The organism is Streptomyces sp. NPDC002076 (genome assembly GCF_053593835.1).
Genome location: NZ_JBSFDI010000015.1, coordinates 99,738 through 118,701, shown reverse-complemented (window position 1 = coordinate 118,701; position 18,964 = coordinate 99,738). Strand labels below are relative to the sequence as shown.

8 protein-coding genes are annotated in these 18,964 nt (G+C 68.8%); 2 read left to right on the top strand and 6 right to left on the bottom strand.

What is annotated here, in order from left to right:
- Positions 1–32 precede the first annotated feature (32 nt).
- The 4 genes from ACWCQS_RS29115 to ngcE all read right to left on the bottom strand — a co-directional run bounded on the left by ACWCQS_RS29115 (position 33) and on the right by ngcE (position 4,807).
- A complete protein-coding gene (locus ACWCQS_RS29115; RefSeq protein ID WP_451007202.1) occupies positions 33–1,232 on the bottom strand; it encodes an ROK family transcriptional regulator in 1,200 nt (399 codons plus the stop codon).
- A 187-nt stretch (positions 1,233–1,419) separates the two neighbouring features.
- Entirely contained in the window at positions 1,420–2,340 is a 921-nt protein-coding gene (locus ACWCQS_RS29110) for a carbohydrate ABC transporter permease (protein ID WP_451007201.1), read from the bottom strand.
- Between the two features lie 15 nt (positions 2,341–2,355).
- Positions 2,356–3,291 carry a carbohydrate ABC transporter permease gene (locus ACWCQS_RS29105; protein ID WP_451007200.1) on the bottom strand — a complete coding sequence of 312 codons (936 nt, stop codon included), beginning with the start codon at positions 3,289–3,291 and terminating at the stop codon, positions 2,356–2,358.
- 73 nt (positions 3,292–3,364) lie between these two features.
- Positions 3,365–4,807, bottom strand: a complete 1,443-nt coding sequence (gene ngcE / locus ACWCQS_RS29100) for an N-acetylglucosamine/diacetylchitobiose ABC transporter substrate-binding protein (protein ID WP_451007199.1) — start codon at positions 4,805–4,807, stop codon at positions 3,365–3,367.
- 361 nt (positions 4,808–5,168) lie between these two features.
- Between ngcE and ACWCQS_RS29095 the strand changes: the two genes are divergently transcribed.
- The gene (locus ACWCQS_RS29095) at positions 5,169–8,975 is read left to right on the top strand and encodes a GH92 family glycosyl hydrolase (protein WP_451007198.1); all 3,807 of its coding nucleotides are present in this window, start codon (positions 5,169–5,171) and stop codon (positions 8,973–8,975) included.
- Positions 8,976–9,034: 59 nt separating this feature from the next.
- Here the strand turns inward: ACWCQS_RS29095 and ACWCQS_RS29090 are convergent, their stop codons facing one another.
- Positions 9,035–12,304 (bottom strand): GH92 family glycosyl hydrolase, encoded by a 3,270-nt coding sequence (locus ACWCQS_RS29090; protein WP_451007197.1) that lies wholly within the window; start codon positions 12,302–12,304, stop codon positions 9,035–9,037.
- Between the two features lie 473 nt (positions 12,305–12,777).
- On the opposite strand from ACWCQS_RS29090, the gene ACWCQS_RS29085 reads away from it, so the two are divergent.
- Entirely contained in the window at positions 12,778–15,447 is a 2,670-nt protein-coding gene (locus ACWCQS_RS29085) for a SpoIIE family protein phosphatase (protein ID WP_451007196.1), read from the top strand.
- 444 nt (positions 15,448–15,891) lie between these two features.
- On the opposite strand, the gene acnA is transcribed toward ACWCQS_RS29085, so the two are convergent.
- Positions 15,892–18,609 (bottom strand): aconitate hydratase AcnA, encoded by a 2,718-nt coding sequence (gene acnA, locus ACWCQS_RS29080; protein ID WP_451007195.1) that lies wholly within the window; start codon positions 18,607–18,609, stop codon positions 15,892–15,894.
- Positions 18,610–18,964 lie beyond the last annotated feature (355 nt).

Genomic DNA, 18,964 nt, shown 5'->3' with positions numbered 1-18,964 from the left:
CTTAACGAGATGGCAACGGTGCCATCCGTTCTCTAAGTGAAGGCAGGGGCCGCCATGGACAGCGAACCATCCAAAAGGGTCGAATCGCCCATCTCGCCGAGGGCGAGGGCGAGCGCCCCGAGCACCTCGGCTCGCCCGCCAAGTGCCCCCGGGAGAACGGACAGTTGGCGCGCCGCGCTGGGAATGGCGTAGCGGCCGACGGACTCCCTGATCGGCCCGAGCACCAGCTCACCGGCCTCGGCGAGATCACCGCCGAGGACCACCCGGCTCGGGTTGAGGAGATTGCAGAGATTGGCCACTCCACTGCCGATGTGGCGGCCGACGTCGGCGATCACCCGACGGCAGCCCGGGTCTCCGTCCCTGGCCAGCCGCACGACGCCCTCCATGGTCAGGTCCGGGCCATGACTGGGCTGGAGCAGCGGCAGCACATAACGTGCGGCCGCGAACGTCTCCAGACAGCCGCGGTTCCCGCAACGGCAGACCGGGCCGGATTCATCGAGTGTAATATGTCCGATTTCCCCGGCCGTGCCGCCCGGACCCCGGTAGATCTTCCCGTCGATCACCAGACCGGCACCGACACCGCTCGCGACCTTGATGTACGCAAGGTCACGGACCCCCTTGCCGGCTCCCCAGACCAGCTCGCCGAGAGCGCCGAGGTTGGCGTCGTTGTCCACGTGCACCGGCACACCGAGCCGCTCGCGCAGCTCCTCGGCGGGCTTGGCGCCGGTCCAGCCCGGCAGGATCGCGGTGGAGCCCAGCGTCCCCGACTCCACGTCGATGGGACCCGGCACACCGAGCCCCACGCCGGCCACCTTCGACCGGTTCACGCCCGTGGCCGCGATCAGGCGGCTGACCAGCTCCTCCGCCCGGTCGAAGCCCTGCGCGGCGGAGGCGTCGACGTCCAGCGGCTCGGCCTCCTCGGCCAGCACCTGGTGGGCGAGGTTCCCGATCGCGACGCGCAGATGGGTGTGCCCGAAATCGACGCCGATCACAATCCCGGCGTCCCCGCTCAGACTGACGCTGCGGGCCCTGCGCCCGCCCGCCGACGTGGGCGTGACCTCGACGGTTCCGCCGTCCTTCAGCTCCCGCACGATGTTGGAGACCGTCGCGGCGGACAGACCGGTCGTCCGCGCGATCTCCGCCTGCGTGAGGGACCCGGCCAAGCGCACGGCCCGTACGACCCGCTCCAGGTTGGCTCGGTGCAGCGACGACTGCGACCCTGGAGTCTCCACGACGACCTCCTGAGCGCGAGGCCGCTCCGGCGAGGCCCCGCGTATGTCCAACTAGTGAACTCTAAGCTGAGCCGTTCGGGGTGTCTTACGTCAAGAGGTTGAACCGCATCCGGGTACCCGGACACACGTGTGCACACCGCTCCGAGGCTCGGAACGGCGTGCACACGGACGGTCGCGGAGCGTCCCGCTACTTCAGGGTCGCCGAGGTCAGACCCGCCTGCACCTGGCGCTGGAAGGACAGGTACACGACCAGCATCGGAATCATCGCGATCGTCACACCCGCGAACAGAACCGGCAGGTCGGAGGCGTATCCCTGCTGCTGTTGCAGCTGGATCAGACCCTGGGTGAGCACATAGCGCTCGGGATCGGAACCGCTCTGCGGCTGCATGAGCACCGTGGGCAGGATGAACTGGTTCCACTGGCCCAAGGTGTTGAAGATCCCCACACTGATCAGGCCCGGCTTGGCCATCGGCAGCATCACCTGGAAGAAGGTCCGGGTGTGCGAGGCACCGTCCAGGACCGCCGCCTCGAAGACCGCCGTCGGCAGGGTCCGGAAGAACGCGTGCATGAAGAACACCGTGAACGGCATCGAGTACGCGACATAGACCAGGATCAGACCCTGGTAGGTGTTCAGCATGTCCAGCCGCTTGACCATGAAGAACAGCGGGACGAGAGCCAGGAACACCGGGAACATGGCGCCGGCGACGAAGAAGTAGTACAGCAGCCGGTTGCCCCAGAACTGGTACCGGGCCAGCACGTACGCCGCCATCGAGCCGAACAGCATGGTCAGCGGCACCGAGAACACCAGGACGATCACGGTGTTCAGGAAGTAGTCCCCGATGCCCTTGCTCCAGGCGCGGTGGAAGACGTCGAAGGACCAAGAGTGCGGCCAGCCGAAGGCGGAGCCGCCGATCTGCGCGTCGGTCTTGAAGGAGCTGAGCACCAGCCACAGCAGCGGCAGCACGATCAGCAGCGCCCACAGGGCGAGGAAGCCGTGCGAGAAGACGTTCAGTACGACACCCTCGCCGCGCCGGTCGCCGGGCCGGACGGGCGCCTTCGCCACGGGACCCTCGGCCGGAGCGGGGGCGGTCTCCTTGAGTGCAGTCATCGTCGATACTCCCGCTCAGAACTCGATGCGCTCGCGGCGGGTGGCGCGCAGCGTGACCACGGACAGGATCAGGGTGAGCAGCAGCATGACCACGCCCATGGCACAGGCGTAACCGCTCTTCCCGTAGTAGAGGAAGTTGCGCATCATCACGGTCGCCATCACATCGCTGTGGTGATCGGGACCGCCGCCGTACGCGCCCATGCTCTGGGTCATGGAGGACACCAGCACGAACATGTCCATCGCGACGATGCCGAGGTAGACCCAGGCGGTCTGCACGGTGTCCCACAGCAGCGGCAGGGTGATGCGGAAGAAGGACTGGTTGCGGCTCGCGCCGTCGATGAGCGCGGCCTCGTAGATGTCCTTGGGGATGGACTGCATCGCGGCCGAGAACAGCACCAGATAGAAGCCCACGCCCTGCCAGATCACGGCCACCATCAGCGCCCACAGCACCAGGCTCGGCTCGTTAAGCCACTCCACCGGGTTGTTGGCGTCGACCAGGCCGACCTTGATCAGCAAACCGTTGAGCAGACCACCGCCGTCACTGCGGTACACCGCGTTGAACAGCACCGCGAGAATCGCCAGCGACAGCACCTGCGGGAAGAAGTAGACGATTTTGTAGAACTTCGATCCCGCGACCCCCTGCACTCCGCCGGCCCGGCTGCGCCCGCCCGCGTTCAGCATGAAGGCGAAGAACAGGGCGAGCAGAATCGTGATCACCGGGATGAAGATCAGGAACAGGATGTTGTGCCAGATCGCCTCCAGGAACACATCGTCCTGGAACAGCGCCTTGTAGTTGTCCAGACCGACGAAGCCGAAGGTCTGCGACTGCCCCTTCCAGTCGGTCAGTGAATAGCCGAACGTCTGGATGTACGGCCAGATCACGAAGATCAGATAAAGCGACACGGGAGCGAAGAGAAACCCCGCGACGAACCGGTACTGCCCTTTGCGCATACCTGCCCCTGGTGTGCCGGACCGGACCGGGAGTCACGAGAACTCCCGGTCCGGAATCCGATGTCGAGCCGGCTCAGCTGTGGACGTTCTTCTTGCTGGCCGGGTCCTTCGCCTGCTTGTCCACCGCCGCCTGACACCTCTTCAGCCATTCCTTCGGCTGAATCCGCTTGGCCATGAGCTCATTGGACGCGTTCTGGATCGCCGTGTCCATCTCGCTGTACCAGTCGGGGTACAGATACCGGAACGTGTTGGCGCCGGCCGCCTTGGAGGCCTCGACCGTGGACTGCGTACCGGGCCGCAGCTTCACACTCGGGTCCACGCCGTCCTGCAGAATGGTCAGGGAGTTCGCCTCCTTGGCGAACAGCGTCGACCAGTCCTTGGACAGCATCCGCCGCATGAACTCCTTGGCGCCGGGCAGGTTCGCCGCCTTCGCGGGGATGATGAAGGGCTCACCGGAGCCGGCCCGGATCGCCTCGAACGGCATCTTGCTGCCGGGCAGCAGCGGCATCGGCAGGAACTTCATGTCGAAGTCCGTCGGCGTCTGCTTCAGCTGCTCGTTCTCCAGCCAGGAGCCACAGGTGATGAACGCGGCCTTGTACTGGTTCCAGCGGGTCTGCGACTCGGTGTGGGTCAGGCCGTTGGTGCCGGGCATCAACAGGCCCTTCTCGACGACCTCGTAGATCGCCTCGACGCCCGCCTGGGCCGCGTCGGAGCCGACGAACGCCTTCGGGTCCAGGTTGTCGATCGCCTTGACGGCGTCGATGCCGCCCTTCTTGGCGATCATGTCCATGATGGCGACATTGATGTAGTACGGGTACTTGCCCTGGTGGGCGAGGCCGCCGATGCCCTGCTTCTTGGCGTCCTGGCAGATGGCGAGGAAGTCGTCCCAGGTCTTCGGCGGCGTCCAGCCCTTCTGCTTGAAGAGCTTGCCGGAGTACCACAGGCCCCACACGGTGTAGATGTAGTTGAGGGCGACGACCTTGCCCTCCTGGATGCCCGGGTCGAGGGTGCCGGGGATCAGGGTGTCACGGACCTTCTTGCTCGGGTCGTCGACCGACGGTGCGTCGAGGACCTCGGAGAGGTCGAGCAGCGAGCCGTTCTTGTACAGGACGTCGATCTTGATCTGCTGGGCGCCGGAGTCGTCCACGACGTCCGGCGGGTTGCCGGCGTTGAAGCGCGGCTGCAGCTTGCCGGTGATCTCCTGGGTGCCGGTGTGGGTCGAGGTGATGCCGAGCTTCTTGCTGAAGTCGGCCTCCCACGCCTTGGCGTAGTCGTCGCCGTATCCGCCCTTGAAGACGACGACATCGAGTTTGCTGCCGCTCTTCGCACCGAAGGGGTTGTCCTTGGACGCCTTTCCCTTGGTGTTGCCCTCGTCGTTGCTGCCGCCTCCGCCGCCGCTCGCACAGGCGGACAGCAGGCCCATTGCGGGGGCCGCCACCAGGCCCAGCGCGGCCGAACGCTTGATCAGATCACGGCGGCCGACACCGTCGCCACCGTGGTGCGCAGTGGATCCCATGCTCAAGTCCTCGCCTTCTCCAGGACTCAGGCGGTGAACCGGATCCTCCCCGGCACCGCGGTCGGGTAGTGCTGGGTCGTGCAGAGTAGTGCTGGATCGTGCTGGAAGTGCCGACAGGTATAGTCCACTTCCCGCCAGCGGAGCAAGATCGAATGCAGGGTTCGCGATGGGTCTTTTCCGAGTTGAGACCTGGCGGAAATATGAGCCCCCTGTGGAGCGCCTGGTGGAAAAACCCGCGCCATGAGTGCCCGAATGCCACACCCAACACCCTTGACACCACGGGCCACTTGACGCCCTACTGGTTCCTGCGCACCGAAGATGACAACGTTGTCCAGAGCGGTCGCAGGAGGGGAATCCGTAGATGCAGCGGAGAACTCGGCACAGATGGGGTCCGGCGGTCGTCCTTACGGCCGCCTTTGTCATGGCCGTCGGCGCTCAGGGCGCGGCGGTCGCCCTGCCCGCCAAGACTCCGGCAGCCGACCGGGAGTTCGCATCCTCGTTCGAGACGGGCGATCCGGCGCCCGACTGGCTCAATACCGTCGACACCGCGCCGGACGGCACCAAGCGCGCCTCCGGGGTCGACGGCGGCTACAGCACCGGCATACCGGGCAATGTGAACGACCATGTCACCGAGGTCCGGGCGAGCGGCGAGAACACGGGTGCGGGCGAGGTCAAGGAGAACCTGGTCGACGGCGAGTCCGGCACCAAGTGGCTGACCTTCGAGCCCACCGGGTGGGTGGAGTTCGACCTCGACAAGCCCGTCAAGCTGGTGACGTACGCGCTCACCTCGGCCAACGACTACGCCGAGCGCGACCCGAGGGACTGGACGCTGCTCGGCTCCACCGACGGCAAGGACTGGAAGACGGTCGACACCCGGGCGGGCGAGACCTTCTCCGAGCGGTTCCAGACCAAGTCCTACGACCTGGCCGAGCCCGTCGAGTACCAGCACTTCCGGCTGGAGATCACGAAGAACTCCGGCGCGGACATCCTGCAGCTCGCCGATGTGCAGTTCTCCACCGGTGGCGGAGGCGGTCCGGTGCCGCAGGACATGCTGACGCTGGTCGACAAGGGCCCGACCGCCTCGCCGACGGCCAAGGCCCGGGTGGGGTTCACCGGGAAGCGTGCGCTGCGCTACGCCGGGCGGCACACGGCGGGCGGCCGGGCGTACTCGTACAACAAGGTCTTCGACGTGAACGTGAAGGTCGGCGGCGACACGGAGTTGTCGTACCGGATCTTCCCGCAGATGGCCGACGGCGACCGGGACTACGACGCCACGAACGTCTCGCTGGACCTGGCCTTCACCGACGGCACGTATCTGAGTGATCTGGGTGCGCCGGACCAGCACGGGTTCCCGCTGTCGCCGCGCGGGCAGGGCGACTCGAAGTCGCTGTACGTCAACCAGTGGAACAACGTTGTCGCGCGGATCGGTTCGGTGGCGGCGGGCAGGACGGTCGACCGGATCCTGGTGGCGTACGACTCCCCCGCCGGGCCGGCGAAGTTCCGGGGCTGGATCGATGACGTGGCGATCAGGCCGGTAGCGCCCGAGAAGCCGAAGGCGCATCTGTCGGACTACGCGCTGACCACGCGCGGCACCAACTCCAGCGGCAGTTTCTCGCGCGGCAACAACTTCCCGGCGACGGCCCTTCCGCACGGTTTCAACTTCTGGTCGCCGGTGACCAACGCGTCGTCGCTGAGCTGGCTGTACGAGTACGCACACGCGAACAACGACGACAACCTGCCCACGATCCAGGCGTTCAGCGCGAGTCATGAGCCGAGCCCGTGGATGGGCGACCGGCAGACCTTCCAGGTGATGCCGTCGGCGGTGTCCGGCACTCCGGACACCGGCCGCGAGGCGCGCGAGCTGGCGTTCCGGCACGAGAACGAGACCGCGCGGCCGTATTACTACGGGGTCCGTTTCGAGAACGGTCTCAAGGCGGAGATGACGCCCACCGACCACGCGGCGATGCTGCGCTTCACCTATCCCGGCACCGACGCGAGCGTGCTGTTCGACAACGTCACCGAGCAGGCGGGCCTGACGCTCGACAAGGAGCACGGGATCGTCACCGGTTTCTCGGACGTGAAGTCGGGCCTGTCGACCGGTGCGACACGGCTGTTCGTGTACGGCGAGTTCGACAGGCCCGTGACGGACGGCGGATCGAGCGGGGTGAGGGGTTATCTGCGGTTCGACGCGGGCGTGGACCACACCGTGACGCTGCGCCTGGCGACCTCGCTGATCAGCGTCGACCAGGCGAAGGACAACCTGCGCCAGGAGATCCCGGACGGCACCTCCTTCGACACGGTCAGGGAACAGGCCCAGCGCACCTGGGACAAGCTGCTCGGCAAGGTCGAGGTGGAGGGCGCGACCCCGGACCAGCTGACCACGCTGTACTCCGGCATGTACCGGCTGTACCTGTACCCGAACTCGGGCTTCGAGAAGGTGGGCGGCAAGGACCAGTACGCCTCGCCCTTCTCCCCGATGCCGAGCCAGGACACCCCGACCCACACCGGCGCGAAGATCGTCGATGGCAAGGTGTACGTCAACAACGGTTTCTGGGACACGTATCGGACCACGTGGCCGGCGTACTCCTTCCTCACGCCGTCCCAGGCGGGTGAGATGGTCGACGGGTTCGTGCAGCAGTACAAGGACGGCGGCTGGACCTCGCGCTGGTCCTCCCCCGGGTACGCCGACCTGATGACCGGTACCTCCTCGGACGTGGCGTTCGCCGACGCGTACGTCAAGGGCGTGAAGTTCGACGCGAAGGCCGCCTATGACGCGGCACTGAAGAACGCGACCGTCGTGCCGCCGATGTCGGGCGTGGGCCGCAAGGGCATGAGCACCTCGCCGTTCCTCGGATACACCAGCACCGCCACCTCCGAGGGCATGTCCTGGGCGATGGAGGGCTACGTCAACGACTACGGCATCGCGAAGATGGGCGAGGCCCTGTACCGGAAGACGGGCGAGAAGCACTACAAGGAGGAGTCCGAGTACTTCCTCAACCGCGCCCGGGACTATGTGAACCTGTTCGACCCCAAGGCGTCGGGCGGCTTCTTCCAGGGCCGTGACGCCAAGGGCGACTGGCGGGTGGACTCCGCGTCGTACGATCCGCGCGTGTGGGGGTACGACTACACGGAGACGAACGGCTGGGGGTACGCCTTCAGCGTTCCGCAGGACAGCCGGGGCCTGGCCAACCTCTACGGCGGCCGGCAGGGTCTCGCCGAGAAGCTGGACGCGTTCTTCTCCACCCCGGAGACCGCTTCCCCGGACTTCGTAGGCTCCTACGGCGGTGTCATCCACGAGATGACCGAGGCGCGGGACGTCCGGATGGGCATGCTGGGGCAGTCCAACCAGGTCGCGCATCATGTGTCGTACATGTACGACGCGGCCGGCGAGCCGTGGAAGACGCAGGCGGCGGTCCGCGAGATCCTCTCGCGGCTGTACCTCGGCAGCGAGATCGGGCAGGGCTACCACGGCGACGAGGACAACGGCGAGCAGTCGGGCTGGTACCTCTTCTCCGCGCTCGGCTTCTATCCGCTGGTGATGGGCAGTGGCGAGTACTCGATCGGCTCCCCGCTGTTCAAGAAGGTCACCGTGCACCTGGAGAACGGCCGCGACCTGGTGGTCAAGGCGCCCGCCAACAGTGCCAGGAACGTGTACATCCAGGGCGTGAGGTTCAACGGCAGCCCTTGGACGTCGACTTCGCTGCCCCATTCGCTGCTGTCCAAGGGCGGGGTGCTGGAGTTCTCCATGGGTGCCGAGCCGTCGACCTGGGGCACGGGCAAGAACGCGGCCCCGGTCTCCATCACCCAGGACGACAAGGTGCCGGCGCCCCGCTCGGACGTGCTGAAGGGTGATGGCGCGCTGTTCGACAACACCTCGGCGACGGACGCCACGGTCACCTCGGTGGATCTTCCGGTGGACGGGGCGGTGAAGCCCGTCCAGTACACGCTGACGTCGTCGGCGGACCACACCAGGGCGCCGACCGGCTGGACCCTCCAGGGCTCCACGGACGGCACGACCTGGCGGACCCTGGACCACCGCTCCGGCGAATCGTTCACCTGGGACCGTCAGACCCGGGCGTTCACCATCGCCGCGCCGGGGACGTACGCGAAGTACCGGCTGGTGCTGGACGGCGAGTCGACGCTGGCGGAGGTGGAGCTGCTGGCCTGACCCGGGCACATGACAGGGGGCGGGCCCGTTCGGGTCCGCCCCCCTTGCCGTGTGATCGGTCAGCCGGTGGCGAGGGTGAACACATGCAGGTCGCCGTTCTGCGGGAGCCGGACGCTCGCGATGGTCTTCCCGTCCGGTGCGGTGAAGGGCCTGGTGGCGAAGACGTAGGTGGCCACCGGGTCCTTGTCGGCGCCCACGACATTGTGGTACGTGGTCCTGGCGACGACCTCGTTGCCGTACTGGACGGTGCCGCCTCCGCCGCCGATGGTCCAGTCGGTGAAGGAGAGGTCGACGGTGTCGGTCGTGCCGTCGGTGTAGGTGACGGTCGCCGTGGTCTGCTGGTTGCCGTTGACCGCGCTGCCGATGAAGGACAACGTGCTTGCAGGGTCGGTGAGTTGGATGGTCCGGCCGGTTCCCGAGGCGTTGTCCGGGCGGCCGTCGGGTGAGTTCGGCCAGGTGAAGGCGAGGCCGTCGACCGTGCCCGGCCCGCCGGGCGTCAGGCCGGCCGCGGCGAGGGCCTGGCGGGAGTAGCTCCAGCCGCCGCCGTCGTAGTCGGCCTCGTCGTGCTCGCCCGTGTCGTCGGAGATTCCGGTGTTGTCGTAGGCGGCGAGCAGGGTGCCGGGGGCGGCCACGGTGAGCGTGACCGGCTGCCGGTAGGAGGTGTCGCCCGAGGTCACCGTGATCGTGACGTCGGCGAAGCCCTGTGCGGCGGTCTTCGCGGCGGTGAGGGTGATCTCCTGGACGCCGTCGGTGACCGTGCCCTCGGCGGGCGTGGCCGTGACACCGGCCGGGGTGTCCACCCGGAAGCGCACCTCGGGGCCGGTGCCGCCGGTCAGGGACAGCGCGCGGACGACGGTCCTGGTGCTGTCGCCGGGGGCGAGCGTGGCGGCGGTGGGGCCGACGCCGATCTGGTACGGCTGCTCGCCCTCGCGGAAGGACGGCGGGGCGGACCCGGGGTCGCTGCCCCAGGTCCGGTTCGGGGTGCCGGAGAGGGTGTAGTCCAGGGTGCCGCCGTCCCGGACGAAGGACGCCGGCAGCCAGGGGCGGTCGCTGCTGCGGCCGTCGACCTTCAGGGACTGGACGTACGGCGCGTCGGGCGCCGCTCCGCTCGCGCGGATGGAGATGTCGTTGCCCCGCGGCCTGCTGATCTCCACGCGCTCGAACAGCGGTGAGGCGAGGACGAGTTCGGCGCGGGAGGGCACCTGTGGATACATGCCGAGGGCCGAGAAGACGTACCAGGCCGACATCGCGCCGAGGTCGTCGTTGCCGGGGATGCCGCCGGGCGCGGTCGACCACAGCTGCCGCATGGCGGCCCGTACGGTCTCCTGTGCCTTGTACGGGGCGCCCGCGTAGTCGTAGAGGTAGGGGACGTTGATCGACGGCTCGTTGTCGAGCTCGGACTTGGTGCCGCCGTGGCCGGTGAGGGCCCAGCCGCCGTCGGCGTCGTGGAAGAAGTCGTCGAGCCGGGCGAGTGCCTTGTCCCGGCCGCCGAGCGCGGCGAACAGACCCGCCGGGTCGTGCGGGACCATCCAGGTGTACTGGGCGGCCGTGCCCTCCACGAAACCGTTGCCGGTGTCCGGGGTGAAGCCGGTGGCCCAGCTGCCGTCCGCCTTGCGGTTGGCGATGTAGCCACCGGTCCTGTCGGCGGCGATGTCGAAGTTGTTCTGCCACCACTGGGCACGGCGCCGGAAGGTCGCGGCCGTGTCCTTCTCCCCTGCCGCGGCGGCGAGTTGGGAGATCGAGAAGTCGGCCGTGGACATCTCCAGGGTCTCGGCGGCGCCGCCCCAGGCGTTGGAGACGCTCGGCATGTAGTGCAGCGCGAGGTACTTGTCCAGCGAGGGGCGCTGGCCGGCGGACAGCACCGGTTTGCCCGCCGGGGACAGGTCCTGTGCGGTCGGGACGGTGGCCGCCCGGGCCAGCGAGTCCAGGGCGCCGTGCAGGTCGAAGCCGGTGCCGCCGAAGGCCCGGATGCCGGCCAGTGCGGTCGGCGAGGGGTCGCCGTTCATGACGTGGGTGCCGCTCGCACCGTGCAGCCAGCGGTCCCAGGTGCCGCCGTTCTGCCGGGCCAGCTCGTACAGCGACTGGGCGATGTCGGAACCGGTGCTCGGGTCGAGCAGGGTGAGCAGCTGCACCTGGTCGCGGTAGACGTCCCAGCCGGAGAAGGTGCCGTACTGGGCCTGATGGCCGTGGCCCACCGTATGGACCTCGCCGTCGCTGCCGCGGTATCGGCGGTCGGCGTCGCTGATGACGTTGGGATGCAGCAGCGCGTGGTACAGCGCGGTGTAGAAGGTGGTGCGGTCGGCGTCCGTGCCGCCGCCGACGCGGACCTGGCCGAGCCGTGCGCGCCAGGCCCGGCGGGCCGCGCTCTCGACGTCGTCGAAGGAGCGGCCGGGTGGGTTCTCGGCGGCGAGGTTGGCCTCGGCGGCCTGCCGGCTGACGTAGGAGATGCCGACCTTGACGTTCACCGGTCCGGTGCCGGGCGCGAACTCGACGTATCCGCCGGCGCCCTTGCCCGCGACGGGCCGTCCGCCGTGCCTGAAGCCGCCGGTGCCGCCGGAGGCCGTGCGGGAGCCGGGGTTCAGCTTGTCGTCCTGCCAGGTGCCGGTGCTCCGGAAGGCGCCGTCGAAGCGGGCGGTGAAGTAGAGGGTGTAGTAGGCGCGCCGGCCCTCGGGGTCGAGGTAGCCGCAGAAGTCGCCGGAGGTGACGGAACCGGAGATCGTACGGCTCTCCGGGTCGATCGTGACGGTCGAGTCCGCCGAGCCGAGCTCGGAGTTGGCGGTGCGCACCAGCAGCGAGGCGGGCTTGCCGGGCGGGAAGGTGAAGCGGGCCGAGCCGGTGCGCGCGGTGGCGGTGAGGTCGGCGGTGACCCCGGAGGCGAGGCCCACCTTGTAGTGGCCGGGCTCGGCGGTCTCGTCGGCGTGGCCGAAGCCGGAGGCGTAGACGGCGTCCTCGGTGTCGCTCGCCGGGGAGGAGGTGACCTCGCCGGCGTACGGGAAGAACGGGATGTCGCCGCTGCCGCCCGCGCAGCCGGTGCCGGACATGTGGGTGAGGCTGAAGCCCCGGACGCGGGTGGCGTCGTACTGGTAGCCACCGGGGGCGGCGGTTCTGGTGGCGTCCCCTCTGGTGTTCTCGGGACTCCAGGAGAGCATGCCGAAGGGCACGACGGCGCCCGGGAAGACATCGCCGCCGTTCCTGGTGCCGATCAGCGGATCGACGTACCCGGTGGGGTCCTTGACGAGGCCGGGAGGTGCGGTGGTCGCCGCGGGGGTGGCGGCGGCGCCGGTGGTGAGAAGCGCGGCCAGTAACAGGGACAGGGGGCGGAAACGCATACGCGGCCCTTCCTCCTTACGGAGGGGTCGCGCACCACGGGTCGCACAAGCCGCAGGGACAGTAACGCGCCCCAGCGGTACCACGGAAGACCGCGGGAAGATCGCGTATGCCTCGGCAGGCGCACGCCTGGATCACCCGGTCGGGTTACCACAAGTGGGTTGACATCGTTGTCGGTTGCCGCGGTAGAGTCATGTACAGACCATAAGACAACGTTGTCGTGCACTCGGCGCACCTCACAAGCCAGCACCACCCGGGCGGGTTCCCAACACCCCCCTCACCCGCCCGGCTCGCGGACCCGGTGCACGAACACCGGGTCCGCCCAGAGCGGTTCGGGCACCGAATCCCCCAGCCACCTCCGGACCCGCCCCGACGCTCGTGACCTGGGACGATCCGCGCCCCTGGGGAGGCGACACGCGTCCAGCCCGTGGAACGGCCATAGCCACCCGGGTGAAGCCGGTGCTACAAAGGCCGCATGTCGGACATGACTGACCGGCTCAGGCGTCACTCCTGGCGGTCTGTGATCGGCAAAAGCCCGCGGAGCGTCGCCGGGCAGGTCTTCGTGCTGCAGGTGGCGCTGGTCGTGGCAATCGTGCTCTGCGCCGTCCTCGCCCTCGTCCTGCAGTCGGAACGGGACACCAGTACCGAGGCCAGACGACGGTCGATCGCCGTCGCCCAGACCTTCGCGCACTCCCCCGGCGTCCTGCAGGCGCTGCACGCGCCCAACCCTTCCAAGATCCTCCAGCCGCTCACCGAGGCGGGGCGCAAGTCCGCCGGCGTCGACTTCATCGTCGTCATGGACACCCACGGCATCCGCTACACCCACCCGATCCCCAGCAAGATCGGAAAGCGGTTCGTGGGCCAGATCGGTCCGTCACTGGCCGGCAAGGTGTACACGGAGAGCGTGCACGGCCCGCTGGGCCACGAGGAACAGGCGACCGTGCCGATCGACGACCCCCACGGCAAGGTGGTCGCGCTCGTCTCCGCCGGGATGAAGGTCAAGAACGTCACCCATGAGGTGAACCGGCAGCTGCCGATCATCCTCACCGCCGGGGCCGCGGCGCTCGTGGTGTCGACCGGGGGCACGGCGCTGGTGGGCAGGCGGCTGCGCAGGCAGACCCACAGCCTGGCCCCGGACGAGATGACCCGCATGTACGAGCACCATGACACGGTGCTGCACTCGGTGCGGGAAGGCGTGCTCATCGTCGGCGCCGACGGGCGGCTGATGCTGGTCAACGACGAGGCCAGGCGGCTGCTGGAGCTGCCCGCCGAGGCCGAGGGGCACCATGTCTCCGAGTTGGCGGGCCTCGATCCCGACTTCGCTGACCTGCTCGTCTCCGGGCGCGTGGCCACCGACGAGGTGCTGTTCGCCGGGGACCGGCTGCTGGCGGTCAACCAGCGGCCCACGGACCGGGCCGGAGGCCCCAGGGGCACCGTGGTGACCCTGCGCGACACGACCGAGCTGCAGGCGCTGTCCGGACGGGCCGAGGTCGCCAGGGAGCGGCTCAAGCTGCTGTACGACGCCGGTCTCGGCGTCGGCACCACGCTGGACGTGGAGCGCACGGCGGACGAGCTGGCGCGGGTCGCCGTGCCGCGCTTCGCCGACTTCGTCACCGTGGATCTGGCCGACGCCGTGCTGCACGGCGAGGAGCCGGCCGCCACCGCCACGGACATGCGGCGCATCGCCGTCCATGGCGTCCGGGACGACCATCCGCTCTACGAGAAGGACCGGCTGATCGACTTCCATCCGTCCACGCCGCAGGCCCGCGGGTACGGCAGCGGCCGCTCGGAGCTGGTGATCGATCTTTCCGCCGCGCAGGGCTGGCAGGCTCAGGATCCGCGGCGCACCAGGGAGATCCTCGACTACGGCATCCAGTCGCTCATCGTCGCCCCGATCCGGGCCCGCGGTGTCGTGCTGGGCATGGCGAACTTCTACCGGGCCAAGCGGGACCCCTTCGACGAGGAGGACCTGTCCCTGGCGGAGGAGCTGGTGGCCCGCGCCGCGGTGAGCATCGACAACGCCCGCCGGTACGCCCGTGAGCACGCGGTGGCGGTCACCCTGCAGCGCAGCCTGTTGCCGCGGGCGCTGCCCGAGCAGAGCGCCCTCGACGTCGGTTACCGCTATCTCCCCGCGCAGTCGGGGGTGAGCGGGGACTGGTTCGACGTGATCCCGCTGCCGGGGAGCCGGGTGGCGCTGGTCGTCGGTGACGTGGTCGGGCATGGTCTGCACGCGGCCGCCACCATGGGACGACTGCGCACCGCGGTGCACAACTTCTCCACCCTCGACCTGCCGCCCGACGAGCTGCTGGGCCATCTGGACGACCTGGTCGGCCGCATCGACCAGGACGAGGGCTGCGCGGGGGCGACCGGGGAGATAGCCGGTGCCACCTGTCTGTACGCGATCTACGATCCGGTGACCCGCCGCTGCACCATGGCGCGGGCGGGGCACCTGGCACCGGCGCTGGTCCGCCCCGACGGCAGCGTCACCTTCGCCGACCTGCCGGCCGGGCCCCCGCTCGGCATCGGGGGCATGCCGTTCCAGACGGCGGAGTTCGAGCTGGCCGAGGGCACCGAGCTGGTGATGTACACCGACGGTCTCATCGAGGACCGCGCCCGCGACCTGGACGTGGGCATGGAGCTGCTGGCGCAGTCCCTCGCGGGCCATCCCGGCCGGGCACCGGACGCGAGCTGCCAGGCGGTGCTGGACGAGCTGCTGCCCGGGCGGCCCACGGACGACGTCGCGCTGCTCGTCGCGCGCACCCGGGCACTGATGCCCGACCAGGTCGCCGAGTGGGACGTGCCGCCCGTTCCGGAGGCCGTGTCGGACATGCGCCTGGCCGTGTCCGGGAAACTGGACGAGTGGGGCCTTGCCGAGCTGGGCTTCGCCACGGAACTCGTGCTCAGCGAGTTGATCACCAACGCCATCCGCTACGGCGGCGAGCCGATCCGGGTGCGGCTGATCCGTGACCGCACGCTGATCTGCGAGGTCTCCGACGGCAGCAACACCTCGCCGCATCTGCGGTACGCCGCAACCACCGACGAGGGCGGCCGGGGTCTGTTCCTGGTCTCGCAGATGACCGAGCGCTGGGGCGTTCGGTACAGCCCGCAGGGCAAGGTGATCTGGGCGGAGCAGGCACTGCCGTAGGCGGACGGCGAGGTCGGCGGGGTGTTCGGGGTGCCGCGCGGCCCCGGTCACCCCGTGCCCGGCGGCGTCACTCACCCGGTCGTCCAACTCGCCCATCACATAGGCGCGTGGGCGAGGACGGTAATGAGCACGAGCGCGGCGCACACGCAGCCGAGGACGGCGGTGAAGAGGAGCGGCAGGCGGGTGCGCAGGGGGCGCCGGGTCATCTGGACCTCCCCGTCGGCTGGGTGGCTCCGGTGGGGGCCGGTTCGTCGTGGACGTTCGGTGTGCGGAGGTGACCCGTACGGGAACCGGGGGCGCCAGACAGGCAGCAATACTGTGCCGGTCCGCCGGGGGAAGGCTGTGTTCCCACTGAGCCGGGCCGATGACCCGGTCGCGGGAGGGACGGCGAAGGGCCGCACCCCCGGTGCCGGGGGTGCGGCCCTGAACCGCCGTGCCTGCCGCTTACTTGCGGATCAGGTTGCGCAGCACGTACTGCATGATGCCGCCGTTGCGGTAGTAGTCGGCCTCACCGGGGGTGTCGATGCGGACGACCGCGTCGAACTCGACACCGGTGTCGGTGGTGACCTTGACCGTGCGCGGCGTGGTGCCGTCGTTCAGCTCGGTCACGCCGGAGATGGAGAAGGTCTCCTCGCCGGTCAGACCGAGGGACTCGGCGGTGGAGCCCTCCGGGAACTGCAGCGGCAGGACGCCCATGCCGATGAGGTTCGAGCGGTGGATGCGCTCGTACGACTCGGCGATGACGGCCTTGACGCCGAGCAGCGCGGTGCCCTTGGCGGCCCAGTCGCGGGACGAGCCGGAGCCGTACTCCTTGCCGGCCAGGACGACCAGCGGGATGCCCTGCTCGATGTAGTTGCGGGAGGCGTCGTAGATGAACGACACCGGACCGCCGTCCTGGGTGAAGTCGCGGGTGTAGCCGCCCTCGGTGCCCGGCGCGATCTGGTTGCGCAGGCGGATGTTGGCGAACGTACCGCGGATCATGACCTCGTGGTTGCCGCGGCGCGAGCCGTAGCTGTTGAAGTCGCGGCGCTCGACGCCGTGCTCCGTGAGGTACTGGCCGGCCGGGGTGTCGGCCTTGATCGCACCGGCCGGGGAGATGTGGTCGGTGGTGACCGAGTCGCCCAGCTTGGCCAGGACCCGGGCGCCGGCGATGTCCTCGACCGGGGCCGGCTCCATGCCCATGCCCTCGAAGTACGGGGGCTTGCGGACGTAGGTGGACTGCGGGTCCCACTCGAAGGTGTTGCCGGTCGGGACCGGGAGGGACTGCCACTGGGCGTCGCCCGCGAAGACGTCGCTGTAGGACTTGGAGAACATGTCCTCGCCGATGGCGCTCGCGACGACGTCGTTGACCTCGGCCTCGGTCGGCCAGATGTCCTTCAGGTAGACCGGGTTGCCGTCCTGGTCGGTGCCCAGGGCGTCACGGGTGATGTCCACCTTCATGGAACCCGCGATGGCGTAGGCGACGACGAGCGGCGGGGACGCCAGGTAGTTCATCTTGACGTCGGGGTTGATCCGGCCCTCGAAGTTCCGGTTGCCGGACAGGACCGAGGTGACGGCGAGGTCGTGGTCGTTGACGGCCTTGGAGACCTCCTCCGGCAGCGGGCCGGAGTTGCCGATGCAGGTGGTGCAGCCGTAACCGACCAGGTTGAAGCCCAGCTTGTCCAGGTACGGGGTGAGGCCGGCCTTCTCGAAGTAGTCGGTGACGACCTTCGAGCCCGGGGCGAGGGTGGACTTGACCCACGGCTTGCGGCTCAGGCCCTTCTCGACCGCCTTCTTGGCGACCAGGGCGGCGCCGATCATGACGTACGGGTTGGAGGTGTTGGTGCAGGAGGTGATGGCCGCGACCGTCACCGCACCGTGGTCCAGCTCGTAGGTGGTGCCGTCGGGGGCCGTGACCGGAACCGGGTTGGTCGGGAAGCCGTTCGGGTGGACGGCCGGGGCGTCGGAGGCCGGGAAGGACTCCTTGCCCGCCTCGTCGATGTCGTCCACGTAGTTGCGGACGTCCTGCTTGAACTGCTCGGCGGCGTTGGCCAGGACGATGCGGTCCTGCGGGCGCTTCGGGCCGGCGATGGACGGGACGACGGTCGACAGGTCCAGCTCGAGCTTCTCGGAGAAGTCCGGCTCGGCCTTCGGGTCCAGCCAGAGGCCCTGCTGCTTGGCGTAGGCCTCGACGAGGGCGACCTGCTGCTCGGAGCGGCCGGTCAGGCGCAGGTAGTTCAGGGTCTCGTCGTCGATCGGGAAGATCGCCGCGGTGGAGCCGAACTCCGGGGACATGTTGCCGATGGTGGCGCGGTTCGCGAGGGAGGTGGCGGCGACGCCCTCACCGTAGAACTCGACGAACTTGCCGACCACACCGTGCTTGCGGAGCATCTCGGTGATGGTGAGCACCAGGTCGGTGGCGGTGGTGCCGGTGGGCAGCTCACCGGTGAGCTTGAAGCCGACGACGCGCGGGATGAGCATGGAGACCGGCTGGCCGAGCATGGCGGCCTCGGCCTCGATGCCGCCGACGCCCCAGCCGAGGACGCCGAGGCCGTTGACCATCGTGGTGTGCGAGTCGGTGCCGACCAGGGTGTCCGGGTAGGCCTTGCCGTCGCGGACCATCACGACACGGGCCAGGTGCTCGATGTTCACCTGGTGGACGATGCCGGTGCCCGGGGGGACGACCTTGAACTCGTCGAAGGCGGTCTGGCCCCAGCGCAGGAACTGGTAGCGCTCCTTGTTGCGACCGTACTCCAGCTCGACGTTCTGCTTGAAGGCGTCGTTGGTGCCGAACTTGTCGGCGATGACGGAGTGGTCGATGACCAGCTCGGCCGGCGCCAGCGGGTTGATCTTGGCGGGGTCGCCGCCGAGCTCCTTCACGGCCTCACGCATGGTCGCGAGGTCCACGACACAGGGCACGCCGGTGAAGTCCTGCATGATCACGCGGGCCGGCGTGAACTGGATCTCCTGGCTGGGCTGGGCCTGGGAGTCCCAGTTGCCGAGGGCGCGGATGTGGTCGGCGGTGATGTTCGCGCCGTCCTCCGTGCGGAGCAGGTTCTCCAGCAGGACCTTGAGGCTGTACGGCAGGCGGGCCGAGCCCTCCACCTTGTCCAGCCGGAAGATCTCGTACGACTCGTCGCCCACCTGCAGCGTGCTGCGGGCGTCGAAGCTGTTCGCCGACACGACAGTCTCCTTCATTGATGTGCGCGTACCACCGTCAATCGTGCCGCCACCCCGGCTGGGCCGATCCGCTAAGGTAAGGCTAAGTTAGGTAACCCTTAGTGGGTGGCGGTTGCGGTGCGCCTGGCAGATATCTCGATGTCGAGATAACTCTAGTACATGGGCGCTGGATGGTCATGCCCGGCCGGGCCGGGCCGTGTCGCTTTTCCTCGGCCGCGCGGGAATGACGGACGGTACGCACGGGAAGCCGAATAACGGGGCACCCAGGGATGAATCACCCACATGTACGACATCCCCCGTGAACCCGCAGGCCACTGACGTGCCGTCACCCGAATGGACCCCCCGGCGGGCGCCATCT